This window comes from Deminuibacter soli (assembly GCF_003412455.1).
Classification (GTDB): Bacteria; Bacteroidota; Bacteroidia; order Chitinophagales; family Chitinophagaceae; genus Deminuibacter; species Deminuibacter soli.
Window position 1 is genome coordinate 361922 of sequence record NZ_QTJU01000004.1, and the last position, 17923, is coordinate 379844.

A 17923-nucleotide genomic window follows, 5' to 3' on the forward strand; every position below is an offset into this window, starting at 1 on the left:
TGACAAGGTATATAACTAACGGGACTGCTGCTAATGAATGCATTGCATCGGCAGTCTTTTTATGCAGGCAGTAATTTTTTTTGAAAATTTCTTTGCAGAAATAATATTTCTCTTATCTTCGCACTCCTTAATTAAAAAAGAGGAATGATTTCGTAGCTCAGTTGGTAGAGCAATACACTTTTAATGTATGGGTCCTGGGTTCGAGTCCCAGCGGAATCACGGAAATGAAAAGGGCTTCAGAACATATTGTTTTGAAGCCTTTTTTTTATTATCGAATGCCCAATTTGGTTTTAACCAATGGCAATGTATCATCGCTGGTGGGTGCAGCCAGCAGTAAGCCTCATCGAATGTTTTCATCTTTTAGGGAATACCGTACAAGGGTATTTTGAGCCTGCCTCCAACGCCACTGGCGCCTGCGCCGAGCTTTTCTATTCCTGCGCATCCGGTAAATGCGTCCGCAGCTTTTGTACATATTCTTTTATATAGTGTTCCTTCTGTTTGTTCTTGTACTGCATAATAAAACGCGGGTGCTCCAGCGGTATAATCTTTCCGAAATAACCCAGCCTGTTGTTGAGGTGCAACAAATACTGGTAGTTTTTGCTTAGTCCCATGCAAAAGCAAACATCCGTATCGCAGCCCATATTAATCTGCTCCCGGATGTTCCATTCTATAACAGCTTGTACGGCCGTGGTCAGCGCCTTACTATCAAAGTAATTGTAATTCTTCTCCTTCCCGTCTTTGTCTTTTACAACAAAGCCCAGCGGGCAAATGGAGCTGATATAAAACCTGGAATAAAATGCATTGATGCCGCCGAATGCGTCAATCATTTCATAAATAAAGGCAGACGATGGTTCATGCAGCATCGGACCGGTATAGGGAATGCCGCAACGTTCAGTTAACCGTTTTGGATCGGTGAAAGGTATGCCGGTGGCGCCGGCGCCCAATCGCCCGGGATTTATGCCCAGTATCAGTTTCCGCCTGTTGTGGTCATGGTAGAATTTATTGTAAAAACCTGCTGCTGTTTTAAAGGTGTCAGCATCTTTAAACGGGTTCAGTACCGCGATATTGTCCGGCAGTGCAACGTTAAGCGTCAGCTGTTTGTTAAAGTTGTTTACCCGTGTGGCAAAGTTCATATGGCCCTGGATCTTGATGAATTTGAAATAAAGAAGGACGGTTACAGCCTGTAACACTGCCGAAGCTAATAAATACCTTCCTGTGATGCAAGGGTGTAGCGGAAAATAGGGAAGAATGCTTTACGGTTATCTCGATATGACTAATACACGATTTTTTAGATCGCAAGGTTAGCAAAAAATAAACCATGCACCAAACCCCCTATAAAAATATAGAGGGTAACCAGGTGCCAGGTCAGGAATGGTATCACCTGTACTGCTATTTGTTGTAGCGTATTAACTCCATTCTTTAACCAGCTGGTTGTAAAAACTGTTACTTTCTTCTTTGGCGTTGGGCTGGCCTTTACCGGTGGTGATTAAGTTATGCAGGCTTTGCTGAATATACCGCGTCCATGCCTCAAAGCAAATGTCAAAGCATTCGTATTGCGGCACCAGTCCCTCGTGTGTAAAGTGAAGGGTTGTACGGCCATCTTTTTCAGTGATATCAAAATGAATGGTGGTGTTTTGCCATTCGCTCTGGTCACTGATAAAATTGAAATAATTGTGCAATACCAGCCACTCCACTTTTTTACCCGGTACAAATTCCGTGATTTTCATTTTGCATACATGCACATCCCGGTAGTGGTAAAGAAAAACTGCATTCAATGTATCTGTGCGGCCTTCCACTTCAGCTGACCACCATCCGCGAACATTGTTGATGGCATTGAATACTTCCCGGGGTGTGTGGTTTACGGTAAATGAGGTTTCGAAATCAGTTGTTGTCATGTCCGATGATTTTTACTTGAATATTACGGGCGTTATTTACTGCCCTTTTCCCTGCGCAGCAATGCTTCCAGTTTTACCAGGTTCGATTGCCAGAATGCATCGAAGAAACCAAGCCATTGCTGCAAATCAGTAAAGCCGTTTTTACTGAGCGTGCAATAGCGCTCCCGCCCGATGTTTTCTATGGAGATAAACCCTGCGCACTGCAGTATGCTGATGTGTTTTGAAACCGCCGGCCGGCTCATGTTGAAGTTATTGGCCAGTGTATTAATGGACTGGCTTTCCCGGGCAAGCAGCCGCAATATCTGCCGCCTGCTGGGATCGGCGATTGCCTGGAAAACATCAACAGTCCGCGGGCACATGTTTTGAGATGTTTAAAAGTGCGTTTATCTTTTGTATGTTCTTGTACCATCCATCGGTCATGGAATTGTACACAGGCAGGTTTTCCGGTAAGCGGAAGCCGGTTTGCTCAAGCGATAATTCTGTTCCATTGTCTTTTTTTGTTAACGTCCACACCACAACAGTGTCAAACGTCACATGCTCCCTGTCTGGCCCGCCTTTCCAGGAATAGGAGAGTTTGCTGTACGGAACAATTTCGAGCACCTTGCAATCAAAAATGCCGTCCAGGTCAAGCTTGGCTATGGGATTAACTTTAAACTGGAATGCGCAGCCCTGTTCGGGCTTAAAGTCATTCGGCATCAGCCATTGCGCCATTAATGCAGGTGTGGTAAGGTATTCCCAAACCGCTTCGGGTGAGTGGGAAAAGAAAAAGCTGTGTTGGATAGTCTGTTTCATAATGAGTAACTTTTTAGTTACCTAAAGCTATGAGTAACTTTTGAGTTACGCAAATAAATTATTTTGTAATGCGTTTTACTGCTTTAAATCCGTGTTATGTGCAGGTTGCATAATTGTTTCCTGGCGCGAACAGGTAATTTTGCAGTTAAACAAGAAATCGCGAACATGAACGGACAATACAGGAAAGATATTTACCCGGGGCTGGAAGTGGCCATTATATTGAAGAAAGACCAGCGTAGTGGCAGGCTCACATATGGCATTGTCAAAGATTTGCTTACCTCTGCCGCTTATCATTCACGCGGCATAAAAGTGCGCCTGGAAGACGGGCAGGTGGGCAGGGTTGCAGAAACGGATGTGATTGATCCGGATGGGGAATAAAGAACAAAGCAATGGGCATGCAGCATACAAATATGACAGCCGTTTCCTGAACCAGATAGTCAAACAGATTGCTCTGCCGGGAAAAGTGAATTGATAGCCTGATTGCAAGCGCTCTAAAAAAGTAGCCTGGCAGCCGGGTTGTACCCATACATCGGATTTCAGTAAGTTCTTTAAAATTTGTACAAGACCCGGCATGCGCTGGGTTTTTGCGTATTATACCAGCTTTGGGAAGTGCTTTTTTTACCTGGAAAAGCGCTAACCGGGTGCATTGCCCGCCTGGGGGGCCAAATTGCCCGTTTCAGGATATTGGCGCTGGTACGGTTGATTTACGTGCAGCAATTTTGTGTCATCAATAACAACAAAACCAAAATATATGAAACGCAAAACAGCAACAACAATCTATTGGATCGGAACTATTCTTACCTGTATGTGGTTTGGAGCAAGTGGTGTTGGTGAGCTCACCAATAACGAATTTGTCTGGGGCATCACCAGGCTGTTAGGTTATCCTCCGCATTTTATTTATATACTTGGGGTAGCTAAACTGGCCGGTATAATCACGCTCCTGATTCCCGGCAAACTGCTGCGTTTAAAAGAGTGGGTATTTGCAGGCATGTTCTTCGATATTCTTTTTGCATTTTTCTCTAAAATTGCAGTATTGGGATTCCCTGCCACTATTGATGCAATTGTTGCATTTGTAATGGTGGGCGTAACTTATGCGATGTTCCGCAAACTGTATCCCGGGCTGCAGGCGCAGACTGCAATAGCGTAAGCGGGTAGCATCATCAATAATACATCAATCAGGTAGTGTTTAGCGGCGCTGGTGTTTAACCAGGCCGCTAAATATTTTACAGGCACCTGCTACTCCCTGAACTCGCGGCGAATGCCGAGCTTCTTCATTTTAGACGCGAGCGTTGTTGGCGGTACGCCGAGGATTTCAGCAGCCCCACCATTGCCGCGGATGCGGCCATTGCATTTTTTTAGTACAGCGAGGATATGTGATTTTTCGTTTTCTTCAATTGTTCTGATATGCAGTTCTTCTTTTTCAGCAGGCAGAAATATGTTCCTGGATACAGGTAGTGGAATTTCTTCTATCGAATCGCCTTTGGCCAGCACCACGCTTCTTTCAACCAGGTTTTCCAGTTCACGTATATTGCCGGGCCAGTGGTAGGTTAACAGGTTTTTAAGTGCAGCATCGGAAATATAACGTACGTTTTTGGCTGTTTTGCGGCTGTATGCAGCAATAAAGTGACGGGTAAGTATACCAATGTCTTCAGTGCGCTCACGCAAGGGTGGCAGCTGTATGGGAAACACATTCAGCCGGTAATATAAGTCCAGCCTGAACCTGCCTTCGGCTACTTCTTTTTCCAGGTTGCGGTTGGTGGCGGTAATAATGCGCAGGTTTACTTTTATGGGCACCTTTCCGCCAATGCGGTCAATTTCCCGCTCCTGCAGTACGCGCAATAATTTGGCCTGCATATCCAGCGGCATTTCGCCTATTTCATCCAGGAAAATAGTGCCGTTGCTGGCCTGCTCAAATTTGCCGGTCCTGCGGTCGAGCGCACCGGTGAAAGCGCCTTTTTCATGACCGAATAATTCAGATTCAATCAGGTTAGGCGGCAACGCAGCACAGTTTATTTTTACCATTGGGTGGCCGGCCCTGGGCGAAAGGCGGTGGATAATTTCAGCGATGCGTTCCTTGCCTGTACCGCTCTCGCCCAGTATCAGCACCGAGGTGTCTGAAGCTGCTACCTGGGTAACATCATCAAATACTTTTAACAGCAACGGGCTTGTGCCTACAATGCCGTAAAATCCTTCTTCTGTGCCGGGTGATGGTATAATGTTCGGTGCCGGTGCAGTTGCAGCATCGCTGCTGTTGTTTTTGTGGCATTGCGTTATCAGGGCAGCTGTTGCCTGCGCAAGTGATCCCTGCAAACGCTCGCTTAATACCAGGTGTTCCTCATCAAATCCAAAAGGCTGCCTGCTGAAGAAATGAAACTGCAGTAAAGAATGCTGGCCGTTTGCGGGTTTAACAGGCAGGCTGATATGCGAGTGCATGCCGAAATATTTTGCAACGGCCTGCTTCATCCCGCTGCTGCCGGCAGCTTCAAAATCGTCGCCGCAATGCAGGGTGATGGCAGTGGAAGTGTTTTCGTTTGCAAACCAGGATTGCATTTCATGCATCTTCAGTTTGGTGATTACCTGGAATTCATTTACGCCGATTGACTGGTATTCATTATAACTGATTCTTAAAAAACCGTTGATGCTGTCAGGGCCGTCATCTGTTGTTTTGAGTACAACAAAATCAAAAGGGATCAGTGGCTGCAGTGCCCGTACAATGTTCAGCAGCCCGTCTTGCAGGCTTAGCTGGCTGCCGCTCATGGCCTTTAACTGTTTTTGAAAAAACAGTTCTTTCCTGAACAGCGATTCCAGTCCGTGCTCCTGGTGGTACTGTGCAATTTCCATGGTTACCAGCAGGTCTTTTTCCCTGAATGGTTTTACCAGGAAGCCGTAAGGGTGTGTGGCCTTGGCCTTATTCAATACATCTTCATCGGAATTGGCGGAAAGATAAATGAATGCAATGTTTTCTTCTTTCAGGTACCTGGCAAGGTCAATGCCTGTTCCCTTGCCGGAGAGAAAGATATCTAACAGCACCAGGCCGGGCTTTTCCTGCCGGATGCTTGCTTTGGCATCTTCAACAGAGCGCGCAATACCACTGACGGTATACCCTGCATTCTTCAACATTAAACGCAGGTGGTTGGCTTCCACAAACTGGTCTTCTACAATCAGAATTTTATCACGCAGTGCCATAAATGCTTTACTTGTTTATTTGATTAGCTTACCCGGGATGCCGGTTCAGGCAGGTTGAACAACAATTCAACCTGAACACCGTTGTTGCTGTATATTTTTAATGTTCCGCCTATATCTTCTGTAAGTCCCTGCATCAGCGTAATGCCCAGTGATGAGTTTTGCTGCAGGTTAAATGCCGGCGGTAATCCCATGCCGTCATCTTTTATCACCAGGCTGTAACGCGTGTTGCTTAACTGCTTTAAACTGATCTTTATTTCACCCGGCCGGTCATCACGGAACGCGTATTTAATGGCATTGGTGATGGCTTCATTCAGTATTAAACCCAGGGGAACCGAATGGGACAGGGGCAGTTCCAGCTTCGCTATATCAAGCGTAAAATGTACCGGGTTTTTCTTATGGAAAGCGCTTTTCAGGTACTCTGTCAGCTCCAGTATATACGAGGGCATGTCAATGGTGGTAAGGTCTTCTTTCTGGTACAGCTTCTGGTGTATCAGCGACATGGCCTGTACACGGTTCTGGCTTTCGTTGATGGCATCAAGCGCTTCCTGCCCTTTGATAAATTCTGTTTGACTGGCAAGCAGCCCTACTACCATGTGCAGGTTGTTTTTTACGCGGTGATGAATTTCCTTTACCAGCCAGTCTTTTTCCTTTACCAGGTTTTCGAGGGATTTGTTCTTTAAATCAATTTCTTTCTGGTGCGCCTGCAATGCACTGTTTGTTTTTTGTTTGAGCTGGTATGCATGGTATAAAAGTGAAATAACGATCAACAGCAAAATTACACCACCCATGGTAATGTTTTTAATAATGTTGGTTTGCCGCAGGTTGTTTTGCTGAAACTCGGTTTCCTTTTTCAGCAGCTGTATGTCTTTGTCTTTCTTCTCCGTTTCATACACAATACCCATCTGGGTAATCTGCCTGCTTTTGGCTTCATTAAACAGGGAATCTTTTACCTCCTGCGAACGCTGAAAATTGCCGATCGCAGAAAAGTAATTGCCTGTAGCACTGTCTATCCTGAATTTCACCATGTGGTAGTCTTCTGTGTAAGCCGCAATCTGCATCTTGTTGCAGAATATTTTATACAAAGCCGTATAATCTGCTGCCTTGGTAAGGTTGCCCGTTTGAATATAGCAATTAATCAGCGTTGTATAGGCACTCTGTATTACCCGGAAATCGGCTACCCCGTTTTTTAATTCCTGTTCCAGCTGTGCGCAGTAGGCAATGGCTTTGTCAAACAGCTGCAACCGCTGGCAAATAGTAATCATCAGTATCGCGATAGATGGCTTATACTTTGTTTCTATTTCGGGGTACTTCCTGGTCATGGTGAAAACAAAACGCCTTGCTTTATCATATTCTGCAGAATTGATGAACAGGCCGGTAATGTTGTAGGTGAGCTCAAATATCTCATCCGGATCGTTGCGCCTGATAGCAATATCGAGCGAGCGATGGAAATAGAAAGCTGCATGGTTAAGGTCGTTCAGTTCTTTATACACCAGTCCCAGCCTGTTGTACACGGCACACAGGGTGCTGTTGGTGGTATCGCCTGAATCTTCCATTGTTTTTACTGCCATAAGGCCGTATTGTACCGCTTCTTTATAATCGCCAAGCATGCTGTACACGTTTCCTAAAAGACTGTACAGGCCATGTATGGCTGTTGTGTTGGTAAGCTGGTACAGGGTGAGTGATTTTTTCAGCATAGCCAGTGCTGCGCCGGGGTTGCCTTCCAGCTGCAGCAGGTCGCCGATTTCTTCATAACACTGTGCTTCTCTTTTATTGTTGCCTGCCGAATGAAACAGTGCGGCAGCTTTTTCAAGCAATGTAATACGTTGGGGGTAAGGCATGCCGGTAAGTGAGCTGTTCGACCACAGCATTACATAGGCTTCGCCGGTCTCGTCCGGGTTGTTGAGTGGTTCAAACAAGTGAACGGCGCTGTCTGCATAACGTTTACCGGTGATGTAGTCACGTTGCAATTGTTTAACAAACGAGAGCTGCAGGTAAGCCTCTGCCAGTTTTTTGCGATCTGCTGTTTTCGCGGCGATCAGCAAAGCCTGCTGCCCGTAAAGCAAAGCCTTTTGTACGGCTGCCGTATCGGGGTATTGGGCAGAATACCAGTGGCTGGCTTTCAGCAGTACGGTTATTTTCTCACTGCCGTCTTTTACCTGGCGCTGGGTTGTGATGGTTTTATTCAACTGCGCTTCATCCGCAAATTCCCGCTGGGCCAGGCAGGGTATGGCCAGCAGGAACAGGAACGCCAGGGCAGTTAGTTTTTCGCTCATAGCATTGTTTTTAGGGAGATGTTACCAGCAATTGTGCCACGGCACCTTGCGGCAGGTTGCATGGCGTTTAAAGTACGGTTTTGAATTGATTTATTATGGATTACGCCGGAAATTCCTGTATGTGTTGCTGCTGCCCATACCCCGCAGCAGTAATACGGCGCGCCGGCCAACGAAATCAAGTTGCAGCTTTTCGTCGTACAACGAAATACAGTTGTGCGGCCACTGCAGAATATCTTGCTTATTGCACGCAGAATCAATTGTTTAAGTTGTTGGAATGGCATTGGGTGCAGTTCCGGCACTGCAAAACGATTCTGTATGATGTACAACGATTCAAAGAACATTCTTTTCATTACCGGCGCCTTTATCAGTAACAGTTGCTGGGATGAATGGAAGGTGTTTTTTGAAAAAAAGGGATACACCACGCATGCGCCCGCCTGGCCTTACAAAGATGCACCGGCAGAAGTATTGAGGGCGCGTCATCCTGACGCAGAGGTGGCGTCTGTACGGCTTCACCAGCTGGTCGCTTATTATGAGCATATCATTCGTTCCATGCCGCGTAAACCTGTTCTTGTGGGGCATTCCATCGGCGGTTTAATTGCCCAGCTGCTGTTGCAGAAAGAGATGGCTACTGCAGCCGTTGCCATTCATTCAGTGCCGCCCAGGGGAATTTTCACCTTCAAACCATCGTTCCTGATTGCAGGCTGGGGGCCTTTGGGTTTTTTCACTTCTACCCGAAAAACTTTTATGATGAGTTTCAGGCAGTGGCAGTATGGCTTTACCAACGGCATGCCCGAAGCATGGCAGGAGAAGGGCTACTGCTGGGCTATCCCGGAATCAAAACTGGTGGTGAGAGATACGGTCTCAGCTGCCGCCACGGTTGATTTTCACAAACCGCATGCACCCCTGCTGCTGATTGCAGGGTCGGCAGACAGGAGTATTCCCGCTTCACTTAATTATGCCAACTACCAAAAATATACCGATAAAAATTCGGTGACCGATTATAAAGAGTTTGAAGGCCGCAACCATTTTGTACTGGGCCAGCCCGGATGGCAGGAAGTGGCCATGCAGGTAATGAGCTGGATAGAAAACAACAAAACTGAAAACTAAGTCTTATGAATACAATACACAATACCCGCTGCGGCGGGTTCGCCACAAGCATTCTTTTTGCACTGCTGCTGTTACTGGGCTTTACGGCAGCTGCTGCACCGGTTAATGATTCCACCAAACGAAACGGTACAGCTGCAGGGCTGCTCCCGGCTGCACCGCCTGATGGATTTACACACCAGACGGTAACTGTAAACGGTATCCCGATTCATTATGTGATTGGCGGCAGCGGCGAACCGCTGGTGCTGATTCATGGCTTTGGACAAAACTGGTTTATGTGGAACCGGTTGCTGCCTGAGTTCTCGAAGCATTTCACGGTTATTGCACCTGATCTTCCCGGGCTTGGTGAATCAGGAAAACCGGCAAGCGGTTATGATAAGAAAACACTGGCCGCAGATATACACGGGCTGGTAAAACAACTGGGTTATTCTTCCATTAACCTGGCCGGCCATGATATTGGCCTGATGGTAGCCTACGCTTATGCTGCGCAATTCGGTACTGAAGTAAAACGGCTTGCACTGATGGATGCATTGCTGCCCGGTGTTGAACCTGTTTGGGGACAGGTGAAAGGTTCTGCCTGGTGGTTCGGCTTTTTCGGATGGCCTGTTTCGGGTGATATTATCAAGGGTAAGGAGCGTGAATTTCTTACGAATTTCTGGCCGCTGGTAGGTCATGTAAAAGATGCCTTTACCAGCCAGGAATCAGAAGAGTTTGTGCGGGCCTATGCCATTGACGGCGGCACTACGGGCAGCTTTCACTGGTTTGGCGCATTTGACCAGGATGCACTCGACAACAAAGAATTTATGAAAACCAAGCTTAAAATGCCGGTACTGGCAATGGGTGGCGAATACTTCGGTGCCGCCTTCCTGGAAGACCATTGCAAGCTGGTGGCAGAGCATGTTGTTGCCTCCAACATCAAAGGGGCAGGGCATTGGATTGTGCAGGAGAATACAGCACAGGTATCGCATGACCTGATGAACTTTTTTACAGCAAAACAATAACCAATCAATCAGCTTATATGTACATGCAAACACTAAAAAAATCCCTTGTTACGAAACCCATGCTGTTAACAGCCTTGTTGCTTGCAGTCTTCTGTACAGCCCGGGCTCAATCAGATACAAGCGGGCAGCTGCGTATGACGCAGCAACAGATTATCGCAGCCAAAGCAAGCGGCACGCGCGCGCCGGGTTCTTCTAATTTAAGTGCAGTGCAGGTAATCGTTATTCACGGAGATCCTGCAAAGCCCGGTCTCTATACCATCTTATTAAAAGTAGCGCCCAATACAAAAATACCTGCACACCTGCACCCGGATGACCGTGTGGGAACCGTTGTTTCAGGCACCTGGTACTTTGGATACGGCGACAAGTTTGATGAAGGCAAGTTAAAAGAATTGCCGGTGGGTAGTGTTTACTCGGAAGTGGAAGGGCAGAATCATTTTGCCATGACAAAAGATCAACCGGTTATTGTAGAAATCACCGGTTACGGCGCTTCCGGTGTTACGTATGTGAATGCAGCAGATGATCCGCTGAATCACCGGTAATAACTTGTATACTGCTTAACAACTCAGGCCGCTTGCTGCAAGCGGCCTGAGTTGTTTGTTCACATAAACATAAAGTAGTGTTAATGTTATGGCAACATAGTACGGGCACCTTTGCCGCAAATCAAAACCACTACTATGTCTTTCACCAAGCGCTGCACTATTTTATTGTTACTACTTTTTACAATGGTACAGGTTGTTACCGCACAAACCAACCTGGCGGGTATAGCCGGTAGAATAGTTTCCCCTGATGGCAAGGCTATTGACCATGCAACCATTACCATTAAAAACGGATCTACAGGTTTTACTGCCAAAACAGTTTCCAACGAAAAAGGGGAGTTTCTGCTGAAAGAACTTCCGCTGGGTGGCCCTTATTCCATTATTGCGGAAGCAGTGGGAATGGCGTCGCAAACGCAAACGGATTATGCACTGAACCAGGGCGACCTGTTGCGTGTATTGTTCCAGATGACAGAGAAAACAGCTGCATTGCAGGCTGTTGTGGTTAAATCTACTTCACTCAGGAACAAGGTGGAGAACATTGGTACAGCTACAGCAGTTACTGCCAAAGACATTAACCGCCTGCCTGTAAATGGCCGTAACTTCACTACACTGGCCGATCTTTCTCCTTTAAGCACCGGTACCAGCCTTGGCGGTCAGCTGGGCTCTGCCACCAACTTTACCATTGATGGCATGGCTGCAAGAGGTACCATTTCAGGCGGTCAGCCAACAGGTGCCTATGCCATTACCATGGAAGCAGTGCGCGAGTTCCAGGTAGTAACCAACCAGTATGATGTTACCTATGGCAATGCCGGTGGTGGCACCATTAGCACGGTAACCAAATCGGGTACCAATACTTTAAGCGGAAGCGCCTTTACTTTTTTGCGTACAGACTGGCTTTCGAGCCCCTACGGTTTAAATGGTCAGAAACGTAACCAGCCGTTTGACATTAAACAATATGGCTTTTCACTGGGCGGTCCCATTATTAAAGACAAAGCACATTTCTTTGTGGCATGGGATCACCAGGCCAATACGCAGCCATTGCTGATTGCGCCTATCCAGTCAAATGCCGATGCACTGCGTTACAACGTAACCCAGCAAACACAGGATGATTTTTTAAGAATAGCACGTGCTAAATACGGTGTGGCCAATTCACCGCAGTTTGGCCAGTTCAGCCGTTTTAAAAATACACATGCATTGTTTGGCCGTATTGACTGGCAGCTGGGCAGGAAAAGCCTGCTTACCATTCGTGATAACTTTATCTATGATATGGATAACCAGTCAGACGGTGACAATACCACCATCAATATTTTTGAAGTATACAGCAGCCGTAAAAGCATCAACAACAGTGTTATGGCTTCGCTGCGTACCACTATCAATCCCAGGGTGACCAATGAATTAAAGCTTGAACATTACTGGGAGTACAATAAGCTGTACGCCAACCCGCAGCTGCCGGCAGATAATATCCCGAGAGCCACTGTTTCGAACATTGCATCTGTTAACCCGATGGATACTGCGAAAAGACTGTACACCAACATACAGCTGGGTGGCCAGCGTTATGGCGGCGACTACTTCAACAACAGCCTTATCCAGCTGGTGGATAATATTTATATCAACACCGATAAGTTCAACTTTACACTGGGCGGTGGTGTAACCTTTACACACCAGAACTCAATTTACGGCAGCGAAACAAATGGCCGTTTCTGGTATACCGGGCTTGCTGCATTTGACAACCTGCAGCCTTACCGTTTTACAAGAGATGTTTATTTGTCTGATGATCACAATATCAAATTCAATATACTTAGCCCGAACGTATATGCGCAGGCGCAAACAACGCTTGGCCGCGGTTTAACTGCAACTGCCGGCGTGCGTATAGACTATACCGATTATCTCGACAAAGCCAATTTTAACCAGGCTGTATACAACACGCTTTCTTTAAATACATCCAACAAGCTGGCTACTTTACAGGTGCAGCCACGCGTTCAGTTCACCTGGGATGTACACCAGAATGGAAAGGATATCGTTCGTTTGGGCGGCGGTATCCTGGGTTCTGCGCTAAACCCTTACTCCATGATCAACAATATGCTGTTTGATGGCAGCCATATTGCGAGCATCGATGTTACCGGCAGCCTGGTACCCACACCCAATTTCCCTGGTTATCGTCAAAACCCGTCTTCTGCACCGGGTAAAGATCTCGTGAGCAAAACAGATGTGCCTAAACTGTACACCATTAACATGAATGGCAAAGATGCGAAAGTGCCTATCGTGTATAAGATCAACGGCTCCTACAGTCATTTCTTCAGCCCTAATTTCAGGATGAGTATTGCAGGTTACCTGTCGTTTGCACGTAACAACTACACTTATCTTGACAAGAATATGGTTGACCAGCCTTACTTTACTTTATCGCAGGAAGGCAACCGCCCGGTATATGTACCTGCTGCTACGATCAATACTTCCAATGGTTCGCAGGACTGGACACTGGGCAGAAAAACCAACCAGGTAGGCCGTGTGCTGCAGCTGGAAAGTGTTGGTAAGGTAAACCAGGCAGCCGTGGTAATTGACGGTGATTACCGCTATTACAAAGATGGCGAAATCGCGTTCTCCTACACCTGGAACCAGGCCAGGGACAATACCTCTTACAACGGTAACGTAGCAAATACGGCTACCTTAAACCAATACACAGGAGGTGATCCAAGGGATCTTAGCCTGATCCGTTATTCAGACAATCATTTCCGCAGTAAAATAGTGATCTACGGTAACACGCCGAGCTTTCATGGCTTTAACCTGGGTGTGCGTTTCTCAGGCCTGGGTGGTACCCGTTATTCTATGTATGTAAACGGTAACATCAATGGCGACTTTGTTGAAACCAACGACCTGGCTTATGTAGCCGATCCTAACAGTGCCGGCACGCCACAGTACATGAAAGACGGTCTGAATGCCATTCTCAACAATCCCAATGTAGAGAACAGCATGAAAACCTACCTGCGCAAAAGCTTTGGCAAAATTGCAGAAAGCAATGGCGGTGTAAATCCTTTTTACGGAACAGTTGACCTGCGATTGACCTACAAAGTGAAAGTATACAGGAAACAATACATTGAGCTGTCAGGCGATTTGTTTAATGTAGCCAACCTGCTTAACAAATCATGGGGGGTAAACCATGCGCTGGGCGCCACCTCGTTACTGTCAAGGTCTGGTTTTGATGCTGCTACCAACAACTTCAGATATGCGGTAAATACCAATGCCGGTGTATCTGGCTTAAGCGGTAATCCTTACCAGTTTCAGCTGGGTATCCGCTACGGATTTTAAACAGGAGCGTATCATGCATAAAAAAGCTGGTTGACATTTGTCAGCCAGCTTTTTTATTATCTGGTAATAAAACCATTAAACCTGGTGCCCGCGATCAGTTGGCAGAAGCGCCCGGGCTTTGTACGGCTGAACGGCCGGCAGCAGTAATATGGCCATTGCCGTTATTCTGCTGTAAACCGATGATTTCCCATTGATGCTGGCTGAAATCTGCGGGTAAGTTCAGCAGCACGGTTTTTTCATCTGTTTGTGCAGTGGCCAGTGCTCTTACAATCTGTACATGTGACAGGGTTTTACCTTCGTTTTCACCTGCTTTTACTTCACTCCGGGCTGATTTCTGTACCAGCGCAAAAGTGAGCGCTGACCTTTTTTCTGCAAAAGCTGTGTAATCTATTTTCAGCTTGTTTCCTTCTACTGTTCCGGTAAACTGCAGCTGTTTGGCAGGGTGGCTAAGGCCGTCGGAAATGGCATTTAATACAGCACTCTCGTCAGAGCCTACGTATTCTGATGCGCCGTTTACCACAATCTGCGGTGTATACAGGGTTTGCAGGTGCAGCCATTCTACATAACGGCTTTGGCGTTTGGTATATGCAGCATCACTGAAGCGGTCTTTCCAGCCCTGGTGGTCCCAGTAATCAACATGGTAAGCCAGTATGTAAATCTGCTTGTTGTGAATCTGCTGTTCAATGCCTTCAATCAAAGCGTCTGCAGGCGGACAGCTGGAGCAGCCCTCAGAAGTGAATAATTCTACCACAGCAATGCCGCTGCTGTCTTTGGCTGTTTGCAGGTTGTTGATGTTGTTTTTGCGGTTCATAAAGGCGGTGATGGCAAATATGCCTGCCAGGCAGGTTGCCGGGAATAACAATTTAAATGATTTCATTTTCGTAGTTTTTAAATGTGATGCTTTGAATCGTCTGTTGCTGCAAGTTCTTACTGTAGCTGGTTTTCACGGGATACAGGATTGGTCAGTCTCATTTTACCGGTACGGCAAACGCAAGGGTTTGGGGAGGCAGGCATTGCCTGTCGCTGCAAACCATAAACTGTACTGTCCCCCTTACCAATGCGCGTTTTGCTTTTAACTGTATTTTCTGTTGAAACACTACCGTGTTTTCAAAATAGGCCACATTCGCATTAAACGCCTTTTCAAATTTTGAAAGGGATGCCGGTTCTGCTACTTCCCCGTCTAACGTATAGGAAGCATCAGGGGTAAAGCTGAAGCTGGCTTTTACCGGGCCGCCGTTTGCCAGTGACTGGGCATACACATGCCAGCCAGGCTGAATCTCGGCTTTCATAAACAGGGTAGCGGTTGTTTCACCGGTTCTCTTTGCTGTGTAACTCCATTTTACCGGTTTCAATACCTGGCTGCTGACGGTGAAACCGGTGAATAAGCTTATTAATAAAATGTATAACGTTTTCATTTTTATAAGTTTTTATATGTCAGGAATGCTGCTTGTTCGCATACTGCTGAAACACTGGTGCTGTATGCATTTGCTGTATCAAAATTATCACACTGCAGAAGCGCTGCCGAGTGCAAAGTGGGTTAAACGGGCAAGTAGGGGGCCGAATCGGGCATTCGGCCGCTTTAAGCCGGGCATAAAAAAGCCTGCACCATTGAGGCGGTGCAGGCTGTGTATTGTACAATTTAGTGCTGAACGCTAGCGGTTTTCCATCCAGCGTAAAAAAACACTCACTTTGTCTTTATGAATCAATAGCTTCTCCGGTGTGGGAATGGTTAGTTTTACATACAGTTTGCGCTGAAAAAAGTGTTCCACTTCCTTTATGGCATCGAAGCTGATGAGGTATTGCCTGTTGAGGCGGAAAAACTGCAGCTCAGGCAGCTGTGCGGCTACCTGGTCGAGCGACTGGCTGATGTTGTACTCCTGCTGATCGAAACACATGATAAAAGTAGCATCGTACTTTATGTAAAAGAAAGCGATGGTATCCGTAGGTATGTTCAGGTATTTCTGGTTTTTAAACACCAGGAAGTTTTTCTTGCCCTGTGCCGGTGTAAGCGCCGATAACAGGCTGTTGATATCAGGAGCCGTATTTTGCTGGAAAAAGTTTTTCAGCTCATCAGCCTTTTTCAGGGCGCCTGTTATGTCTTCCTGTGAAAAAGGTTTCAGCACATAATCAATACCGTTGGATTTGAAGGCTTCCAGCGAATATTCATCAAATGCAGTACAGAAAATAATAGGGCAGGTGATTTTAACGGATTTAAATATCTCGAAACACAAACCGTCAGACAGCTGCACATCCATGAATGCGAGATCGGGCATATCGTTGTTTGTGAAATAAGCCACGGCGCTTTCTATGCTCTGCAGTTTGGCAATCACTTTTGCACCGGGTTTTGCAGCGGTGATAAGGCTTTCCAGCGATTTCGCGGTTTTTATTTCGTCCTCAATGATGATGATATTCATGTATTACCGGGAGTTTAACTTTAAAAGTTTGATCAGTGGCTATAATGTCTATGCCCCGCTCCAGGAAATGGGTGTAGCGGAGGTTAATGTTTTTTAGTCCCACACCAAGCGATGCCTCTTCATTGCGTTTGCGCTGCACGGGATTCTCTACAACAATAGCACCGTCTTCTGCATACATTTTTATGTGCAACGGCTTATCAAGCGATACTACATTGTGCTTGATGCAGTTCTCAATCAGCAGCTGCAGTGTGAATGGAGGCATTAGTGTTGACGTATATTTTTCATCTACCGTGTTGGTAAAGCTGATGCCGTCTTCAAAACGTTCTTTCAGCAGAAAAAGATATGCATTGACAATTTCCATTTCTTCTGAAAAATGAATCAAATCAAACTTGCGGCTTTCCAGCGTAAAGCGATAAAAGCCTGCAAGCTTCAGGATAAACTCTACTGCATTTTTGTCCTGCGTTTCTACCATTGCTTTTAACGTATTGAGACTGTTGAACAGGAAATGCGGGTTAATCTGCTGCTTCAGCAGTTCGTTCTGGGCCTCGAGGTTGTCTGATTTAATGCGTTCCAGTTCCAGGTTAATCTGCTGGTTCTGGTAGTTCTGGTACAACAGGTGAATCAGCATGTAAAACACCAGGTTAATGAGTATGCCTCTCACTTCCACCATCAGCATTACCGGGCCAAAATGCAGGTGGGTTAATATTAATTGCTGAACGGTAGCCAGCGCAAACATCACTACAATACCCAGTACCAGGCTGATAACAAGCCTGGGGTATGAGAAGCTTCTGTTAGCACCGCGTTTGCTGCTGGTTTGCGGAAGCGTATAAATATTAAAATACCATACAAACAGGGCAAATGAAGCCGTAAGTGCAGAGTTAACCAGGGCTTCGGGTGTATTGAAGCGGTGCTCAGCAATATGCGGCACCGAGGCGAGCAGTCCCAATATGATGGAGCTGATCCAGATAACCCCCTGCGAAATCCTGAAGTTTCCTTTTTTCATTCCTTGATTCTTTATACACGCCTGCTAACCTGCGCATTATATGCTAAGTTAAAACAAGCTGTGCCAATTTGGACAATAGCTGCTGCCAACCGGGCAAATCCGGTCCTGAAACGGGCATATCCTGCCTTAACAGGCAGGCGTGTTACATGCCTGCATTACAAAAAGGGCTGCCCGCTAAGGGCAACCCCTTGAAACACTGCGCCACAAAGGACGACTTATTCAACAGCTATTTTACTATGCCTGTGTAACAAAGCTATTTGCAGCAATGCATCGGGCAAGCTACTTTAACGGCGAACCGGGCAACAAGGAGGATGAAACGGGCAGCAGGTGCCGGGAAAAAACAACACCCAATGCCGGTGATAGCATTGGGTGCGCTGTGGCTGTTGATGCACTGCTGTAAGTGGATCGTATTGGCT

General features: G+C 46.5%; 16 protein-coding genes and 1 tRNA gene. 7 read left to right on the forward strand and 10 right to left on the reverse strand.

Annotation, left to right across the window (positions count from 1 at the left end; genetic code table 11):
• The first annotated feature begins 146 nt into the window (after positions 1-146).
• Positions 147-219, forward strand: a tRNA-Lys gene (locus DXN05_RS13905).
• Between the two features lie 209 nt (positions 220-428).
• On the opposite strand, the gene DXN05_RS13910 is transcribed toward DXN05_RS13905, so the two are convergent.
• The 4 genes from DXN05_RS13910 to DXN05_RS13925 all read right to left on the reverse strand — a co-directional run bounded on the left by DXN05_RS13910 (position 429) and on the right by DXN05_RS13925 (position 2687).
• Complete coding sequence (locus DXN05_RS13910) at positions 429-1133, reverse strand: uracil-DNA glycosylase family protein (RefSeq protein ID WP_116847867.1); 705 nt, start codon at positions 1131-1133, stop codon at positions 429-431.
• 273 nt (positions 1134-1406) lie between these two features.
• Positions 1407-1895: an SRPBCC family protein gene (locus DXN05_RS13915; protein WP_116847868.1), complete on the reverse strand. Its 489-nt coding sequence runs from the start codon at positions 1893-1895 to the stop codon at positions 1407-1409.
• 32 nt (positions 1896-1927) lie between these two features.
• Positions 1928-2254, reverse strand: a complete 327-nt coding sequence (locus DXN05_RS13920) for an ArsR/SmtB family transcription factor (protein ID WP_116847869.1) — start codon at positions 2252-2254, stop codon at positions 1928-1930.
• Positions 2235-2687: an SRPBCC family protein gene (locus tag DXN05_RS13925; protein WP_116847870.1), complete on the reverse strand. Its 453-nt coding sequence runs from the start codon at positions 2685-2687 to the stop codon at positions 2235-2237. Before DXN05_RS13925 ends, DXN05_RS13920 begins: the two co-directional genes overlap by 20 nt.
• A 165-nt stretch (positions 2688-2852) precedes the next feature.
• Here DXN05_RS13925 and DXN05_RS13930 point away from each other — a divergent pair, with 165 nt between their 5' ends.
• A complete protein-coding gene (locus DXN05_RS13930) occupies positions 2853-3065 on the forward strand; it encodes a YwbE family protein (RefSeq protein WP_116847871.1) in 213 nt (70 codons plus the stop codon).
• A gap of 373 nt (positions 3066-3438) precedes the next feature.
• On the forward strand, positions 3439-3834 hold the full coding sequence (locus DXN05_RS13935; protein WP_116847872.1) for a DoxX family protein: 396 nt from the start codon (positions 3439-3441) through the stop codon (positions 3832-3834).
• A gap of 89 nt (positions 3835-3923) precedes the next feature.
• Here the strand turns inward: DXN05_RS13935 and DXN05_RS13940 are convergent, their stop codons facing one another.
• Positions 3924-5873 (reverse strand): sigma 54-interacting response regulator, encoded by a 1950-nt coding sequence (locus tag DXN05_RS13940; protein WP_211330049.1) that lies wholly within the window; start codon positions 5871-5873, stop codon positions 3924-3926.
• 23 nt (positions 5874-5896) lie between these two features.
• Entirely contained in the window at positions 5897-8146 is a 2250-nt protein-coding gene (locus DXN05_RS13945) for a tetratricopeptide repeat-containing sensor histidine kinase (RefSeq protein ID WP_116847873.1), read from the reverse strand.
• A 315-nt stretch (positions 8147-8461) separates the two neighbouring features.
• Here DXN05_RS13945 and DXN05_RS13950 point away from each other — a divergent pair, with 315 nt between their 5' ends.
• From DXN05_RS13950 to DXN05_RS13965, 4 genes are all read left to right on the forward strand, one after another.
• Positions 8462-9253, forward strand: coding sequence for an alpha/beta hydrolase (locus DXN05_RS13950; protein ID WP_116847874.1), 792 nt, complete (start codon positions 8462-8464; stop codon positions 9251-9253).
• Positions 9254-9258: 5 nt separating this feature from the next.
• A complete protein-coding gene (locus DXN05_RS13955; RefSeq protein WP_116847875.1) occupies positions 9259-10251 on the forward strand; it encodes an alpha/beta fold hydrolase in 993 nt (330 codons plus the stop codon).
• 23 nt (positions 10252-10274) lie between these two features.
• Positions 10275-10790, forward strand: a complete 516-nt coding sequence (locus DXN05_RS13960) for a cupin domain-containing protein (RefSeq protein ID WP_211330050.1) — start codon at positions 10275-10277, stop codon at positions 10788-10790.
• Between the two features lie 135 nt (positions 10791-10925).
• The gene (locus tag DXN05_RS13965; protein ID WP_116847876.1) at positions 10926-14090 is read left to right on the forward strand and encodes a carboxypeptidase regulatory-like domain-containing protein; all 3165 of its coding nucleotides are present in this window, start codon (positions 10926-10928) and stop codon (positions 14088-14090) included.
• Between the two features lie 94 nt (positions 14091-14184).
• Here the strand turns inward: DXN05_RS13965 and DXN05_RS13970 are convergent, their stop codons facing one another.
• The 4 genes from DXN05_RS13970 to DXN05_RS13990 form a co-directional block, all read right to left on the reverse strand.
• On the reverse strand, positions 14185-14967 hold the full coding sequence (locus tag DXN05_RS13970; protein WP_116847877.1) for a DUF1223 domain-containing protein: 783 nt from the start codon (positions 14965-14967) through the stop codon (positions 14185-14187).
• 91 nt (positions 14968-15058) lie between these two features.
• Positions 15059-15505, reverse strand: a complete 447-nt coding sequence (locus DXN05_RS13975; protein ID WP_116847878.1) for a protein-disulfide reductase DsbD domain-containing protein — start codon at positions 15503-15505, stop codon at positions 15059-15061.
• A gap of 237 nt (positions 15506-15742) precedes the next feature.
• Positions 15743-16504: a LytR/AlgR family response regulator transcription factor gene (locus tag DXN05_RS13985; protein ID WP_116847880.1), complete on the reverse strand. Its 762-nt coding sequence runs from the start codon at positions 16502-16504 to the stop codon at positions 15743-15745.
• The gene (locus DXN05_RS13990) at positions 16485-17507 is read right to left on the reverse strand and encodes a sensor histidine kinase (protein ID WP_116847881.1); all 1023 of its coding nucleotides are present in this window, start codon (positions 17505-17507) and stop codon (positions 16485-16487) included. The genes DXN05_RS13985 and DXN05_RS13990 overlap by 20 nt, the downstream gene beginning before the upstream one ends.
• Positions 17508-17923 lie beyond the last annotated feature (416 nt).

Coding starts and splice junctions, on each gene's coding strand:
- DXN05_RS13975 (WP_116847878.1), bottom strand. CDS start 15,505: ATGAAAACGTTATACATTTTATTAATAAGCTTATTCACCGGTTTCACC.
- DXN05_RS13915 (WP_116847868.1), bottom strand. CDS start 1,895: ATGACAACAACTGATTTCGAAACCTCATTTACCGTAAACCACACACCC.
- DXN05_RS13945 (WP_116847873.1), bottom strand. CDS start 8,146: ATGAGCGAAAAACTAACTGCCCTGGCGTTCCTGTTCCTGCTGGCCATA.
- DXN05_RS13970 (WP_116847877.1), bottom strand. CDS start 14,967: ATGAAATCATTTAAATTGTTATTCCCGGCAACCTGCCTGGCAGGCATA.
- DXN05_RS13965 (WP_116847876.1), top strand. CDS start 10,926: ATGTCTTTCACCAAGCGCTGCACTATTTTATTGTTACTACTTTTTACA.
- DXN05_RS13910 (WP_116847867.1), bottom strand. CDS start 1,133: ATGAACTTTGCCACACGGGTAAACAACTTTAACAAACAGCTGACGCTT.
- DXN05_RS13960 (WP_211330050.1), top strand. CDS start 10,275: ATGCAAACACTAAAAAAATCCCTTGTTACGAAACCCATGCTGTTAACA.
- DXN05_RS13955 (WP_116847875.1), top strand. CDS start 9,259: ATGAATACAATACACAATACCCGCTGCGGCGGGTTCGCCACAAGCATT.
- DXN05_RS13940 (WP_211330049.1), bottom strand. CDS start 5,873: ATGGCACTGCGTGATAAAATTCTGATTGTAGAAGACCAGTTTGTGGAA.
- DXN05_RS13935 (WP_116847872.1), top strand. CDS start 3,439: ATGAAACGCAAAACAGCAACAACAATCTATTGGATCGGAACTATTCTT.
- DXN05_RS13920 (WP_116847869.1), bottom strand. CDS start 2,254: ATGTGCCCGCGGACTGTTGATGTTTTCCAGGCAATCGCCGATCCCAGC.
- DXN05_RS13930 (WP_116847871.1), top strand. CDS start 2,853: ATGAACGGACAATACAGGAAAGATATTTACCCGGGGCTGGAAGTGGCC.
- DXN05_RS13925 (WP_116847870.1), bottom strand. CDS start 2,687: ATGAAACAGACTATCCAACACAGCTTTTTCTTTTCCCACTCACCCGAA.
- DXN05_RS13990 (WP_116847881.1), bottom strand. CDS start 17,507: ATGAAAAAAGGAAACTTCAGGATTTCGCAGGGGGTTATCTGGATCAGC.
- DXN05_RS13985 (WP_116847880.1), bottom strand. CDS start 16,504: ATGAATATCATCATCATTGAGGACGAAATAAAAACCGCGAAATCGCTG.
- DXN05_RS13950 (WP_116847874.1), top strand. CDS start 8,462: ATGATGTACAACGATTCAAAGAACATTCTTTTCATTACCGGCGCCTTT.